Source organism: Candidatus Seribacter sulfatis (assembly GCF_964187635.1).
GTDB lineage: Bacteria > Verrucomicrobiota > Verrucomicrobiia > Opitutales > Seribacteraceae > Seribacter > Seribacter sulfatis.
On record NZ_CAXLMO010000040.1, the window covers coordinates 1 to 4,258 of the forward strand.

The 4,258-nt window shown below is 41.6% G+C and carries 7 protein-coding genes; all 7 read right to left on the reverse strand.

All coding sequences use genetic code 11. The features are described 5' to 3' along the window. Positions 1-297: hypothetical protein (locus tag ACKPQ5_RS04820; protein ID WP_407677969.1), on the reverse strand; the 297-nt coding region annotated here is incomplete at its 3' end. 59 nt (positions 298-356) lie between these two features. Then, positions 357-968, reverse strand: coding sequence for a hypothetical protein (locus tag ACKPQ5_RS04825; RefSeq protein WP_407677970.1), 612 nt, complete (start codon positions 966-968; stop codon positions 357-359). Between the two features lie 68 nt (positions 969-1,036). Then, the gene (locus ACKPQ5_RS04830) at positions 1,037-1,282 is read right to left on the reverse strand and encodes a hypothetical protein (RefSeq protein ID WP_407677971.1); all 246 of its coding nucleotides are present in this window, start codon (positions 1,280-1,282) and stop codon (positions 1,037-1,039) included. 180 nt (positions 1,283-1,462) lie between these two features. Continuing rightward, complete coding sequence (locus tag ACKPQ5_RS04835) at positions 1,463-2,182, reverse strand: hypothetical protein (protein WP_407677972.1); 720 nt, start codon at positions 2,180-2,182, stop codon at positions 1,463-1,465. Continuing rightward, positions 2,182-3,438, reverse strand: a complete 1,257-nt coding sequence (locus ACKPQ5_RS04840) for a valine--pyruvate transaminase (RefSeq protein WP_407677973.1) — start codon at positions 3,436-3,438, stop codon at positions 2,182-2,184. The genes ACKPQ5_RS04835 and ACKPQ5_RS04840 overlap by 1 nt, the downstream gene beginning before the upstream one ends. Before the next feature lie 11 nt (positions 3,439-3,449). Further along, positions 3,450-3,890, reverse strand: a complete 441-nt coding sequence (locus tag ACKPQ5_RS04845) for a hypothetical protein (RefSeq protein ID WP_407677974.1) — start codon at positions 3,888-3,890, stop codon at positions 3,450-3,452. A gap of 119 nt (positions 3,891-4,009) precedes the next feature. Beyond that, positions 4,010-4,258: hypothetical protein (locus ACKPQ5_RS04850; RefSeq protein ID WP_407677975.1), on the reverse strand; the 249-nt coding region annotated here is incomplete at its 5' end.

The window sequence follows — 4,258 nt, forward strand, 5'->3', positions numbered from 1 at the left end:
CAAATAGGTGTCATGATCTTCTATAATTAAAGAAAGTTCTTTTCTTGACGCGGAGTTCAAGGCTTCGGCAGCTGAAATGATCTCATAACCATGCAAGGATGGACCATCCTTTGTTTTGCCTTCTCCAGGATAAGAATCGTCCACACGCATGACTTCGCAAGTCGTATTAGGATTTTTGAAGGAGGTGATAGAGATAGCCCTCTTCATATCCTCATTCTTCCAATGGGAACTTTTACAGGACGAAAGCACTAGCAGGAAAGTGAATACGGTAATTTGAGCAATATTATCTTTTTTCATTCTGCAAGTTAATGATCTTTAGCAATTCATCTCTATCACCATCTCGGTTCATCCGAAGTCTAGAAAGCTTTCCAACCTCCACCCATGATTAGAATTTCGGCTCTGGGTGCTTTAAGGTTACCTTCATTATTCTTGAGTTTGATGTAATAGACCTTCCCTTTCTTGGGTGTGAATATTGTCTTGCGGGTATAAAGGTCACTTTTGGGTGCTCCAACAGAACCCGACCAGGTCCAACTTTTTAGCGGAGCCTTTTCCGAAAAGACTTGGGTGCCATTCTCATCTTCGAGGGACATTCCAAACATTAAGTCTCCCGCCTCAAAATCCTTTGGTTTTCCTAAGGTCGGCAGAGGGTGATCGACTCGCAGGTAGCAAACGAATTCGACTTCCGGTAGTCCCTTCAGTTCAAACTTGCTGACACTTGCCTCGGTTAAATCGACTGCTCCAAGGTCGAGAACAAACCTGAGAATCCCAGCCTTTCTGCCGTAATCAGTAAAATTACCGTCTCCGGTATAGTTTAAATCCGTATACTTGCGGTCCGTACCGAAACGGGCAACCTCGTCATTCGGAATGAACTGCTTGATCGTCTGACAACCGCAAGTCAGAAAGAAGAGAGCAGTTGCAACCGTGATCAAGGAAATTTTTTTAGATGGTAAGGTAAGTTTTTGTTTCATGGAAAAGCTTATAGTACGAGCAAAAGTGGGAGTTGTTCGCGCCAAGTAAAAGAATTGTCAAAGAAATATCATGGACGAACGGAGCGAAAGAATTCCTCCTCGAAAACTTCTCCCTTGGCTTGTCTATGTGCCTCCGAACGGTCAGTTGTTCTTCCAACTTCGAGAATTCTATCCGTTTTTCGGTCCACTTTTCTGCGTCGATCCTTTTCTTCTTTAACTGAATCACTGTCTGAAAAACTCCAACCAGAAGAGGTGGAGTAACTACAGGAACTAAGCAGAAAGCTTAACAGAGATAAGAAAAAGATTCCTTTCATTCTTCTATCAAAAGTGTACTCATATAATATTTGGTTTTAGGGAGGATAATTCAGTAATAGGGTAAGTCTTACTTTATTATAGGAGCATAGATAAAACTATCGGGCTATGAAAAAAATTCATGGATGAATTACTTTTTTCTTATTAGCTGAACACGGTTGGGCATGAAAAAAGAGAAATGATCAAGGCATTGCCTGCATCATTTGAAGAATAGTGAAACCTTCATTTTCTTTTTTGAGTGTAAGGTCAAAAAAACCTGCTCCTCTTCCTTTAGCTAAAAATCCTACTGATAGACGATCACCCCGTTTTGTAAAGCGGGTGGGTTGGCTCCAGTCAACCTGATCCAGTGCATTTTTTCGTATCGTTCCTGAAGTCTTAAACCCTTTATTTAAAAACATGGCTAGCAGTGCTTCCGCTTCTTCAAAAGACATGCCTGTAACGGAACTACACAAAAAGCTCTTGCCGCTCACCTTCAGTTCAAATTGTTTTCTCACATACACTTTTCCAGCCCAAAAATCTCCCAAAATTAAATCATTCTTTCCAGGACGAGCTTCTGGGAAAGTCCACCCCTTATAGGTAATACTCAAGATTTTCCTTGAAACCTCCCTACCCTCTTTCTTGGTAGTACCTTCCACCCGAATGGCCTTGGCAGAACTGGGTAGCATGTAATGGGTTACAATCTTAGCGACTCTTTCGATTCCTCTTTTCTTGGCTAGGTCCAAAATAATTGCTTCTTCTACAGAAGTCAGTACACCATTCGGAACATAGGATCGTATGATGCCATTCTGACCTTGCTTCTCTTCAGAGACCACATCGACATTCGTGGGTAATGGAATAGCCGAGATGGAAATAAAAAATGAGTAAAAAAACAAAAATGCACCAATGATTAAAAAAGTTTTCATTACGCAAAGACTTTTCTAATTTCTTCAGCGATTAAACTGATCCCCTGCTTAACCACTGCTTCGTCCTGAGCGTAAGTAACTCGGATACACTGGTTCTTATGATCCCAGTTGTCTTCTTCCATGCCAGGAAAGAAATAATGGCCGGACACCACGAGCACCCCCTTTTTCTTGAGTCTTTGATACAGTTCCTGACTGCTTATGGGCAAACCCTCAAACCATAGCCACAGGAACAAGGCTCCTTCGGGCTTATGAATCCTCATCGGAATATGGTCACCCATTTCTCTTCGAAGTTGTGCCACAGCCCTATTGGCCTTCTCTTCGTAAAACGGTTTAACCGTTTCATTACTCACTCTGGTAATTTCACCACTCTTTACCAAGTCCAAAGCGAGAGCAGGTCCGAGACTACCCGGAGCAAGACTAAAAACAGAAGTCATCCGTGAAATAACCTGAATGATTTCCTCCCGGGCAATCACGATACCCGTGCGCAAACTGGGCAACCCGAACTTGGACAAACTTAAGCAGAGTACAATATTTTCATCCCAAACCGGCTGTGCTTCCGTGTAAATAATATTGGGAAAAGGCGTGCCATACGCGTTATCAATAATCAGAGGAATACCCTGAGCATTGGCAATTTCTCTAAGTCGTGACACCTCATCATCTGTGACCACATTGCCAGTCGGATTAGTTGGTCTGGAAAAACAAATCGCTCCGATGCTATCGTCCATTTTCAGTCGGTCAAAATCAACACGGTACTTAAATAATCTATCATCTAATAATTCGATCTCTGGACGATTGGCTTGGAAAAAATTAGGTTCCAAGCCCACTTCGGAATAACCGATATATTCAGGGGCCAGCGGCAAAAGAATCTGCTTTGAGTGCCCACCTTCAAACTTCCCTGCGAATAAATTAAAAAGAGAAAAGAAGGCATTCTGACTTCCATTGGTCAGGGCAATATTTTCAGGTCCGATACTCCACCCGAACTCATCACGAAACAAATCGGCCAAGGCACCTACAAATGCCTTAGCACCTTGCGGAGTGTCATAGTTTCCAATTACTCGCTCAAATTCTCCCGCACTGGAAAGAATATCCTTCATCCTTGACCGGAATAAAGCCTGAACTTCCGCTATATGAGCCGGGTTCCCACCACCAAGCATCAAGGGCGCAGGATCGGAGACGAGGGCATCCCCTAAATCATCCATCAACTCACCAATGCCAATCTCGCCGGCAAACCGTTTACCAAAATCTGAAAATTTCATTCGTTTTATTCTTACATTTCAAACCATGTCACATAGGCATATAGATTACCGTCTTCCCGCCCAAGAATACATTCAACAAATTTTAACTTAGGAAGCTCGAGTGCTCGATCAATTCGATCCTTTAGTTCCTCCACCTTCCACCATTTTTGTTTCTGAGCAAAATGATAATCAGACTTTGAGTTACTACCTTTTTTAAAAATATCGTTTCTCATAAAAACTTCTTTTTCAGCTTCAGGGATAGCGACTTTTAAGGCCAAAGATCGATCAATCCCAGATCCCAAAAAGCAATAGCCAATAGGTTCCGTTCCATCAGGAAAAACTACCCCAGTAAGCTTGGATACATAATTCATTTCTTTCCTCGTGATCTCCGCTCCATCCAGTTCGATATCGTCACCGAAATCCAAGCAGGAAACCATTAAGAAAAGCAAAGAGAGAAAGAATAATCTACTCATAGTAAATAAGTTTATAAATTGAAGGCACGCCATATTCATATTCATGGCATTGTTAACTCTTTTCAAGACATAGCTCCCTTCTTGAAAAATTCATAAAGGGTTTAAAATAAAAACTATCTTTATTCAAAGGGTGAAACAGGAGGGTCTCCATTTATACCATAATAAGAAAAAGTGGAAGCATTCCCTTCATAGCCAACAATATCAGAATCGCTGTGCCCAATTACCTCACCGAAAATATCACGGGTTATTTCAATTTGAATGATAACCTCTTCCTTACCCTGTTTTTCCAAGTGATCAATTAAACCATTTGAGAAATGACCAATTACATGGCCTGGAAAATCCACAAATTCAAATTCAACCAGATTATG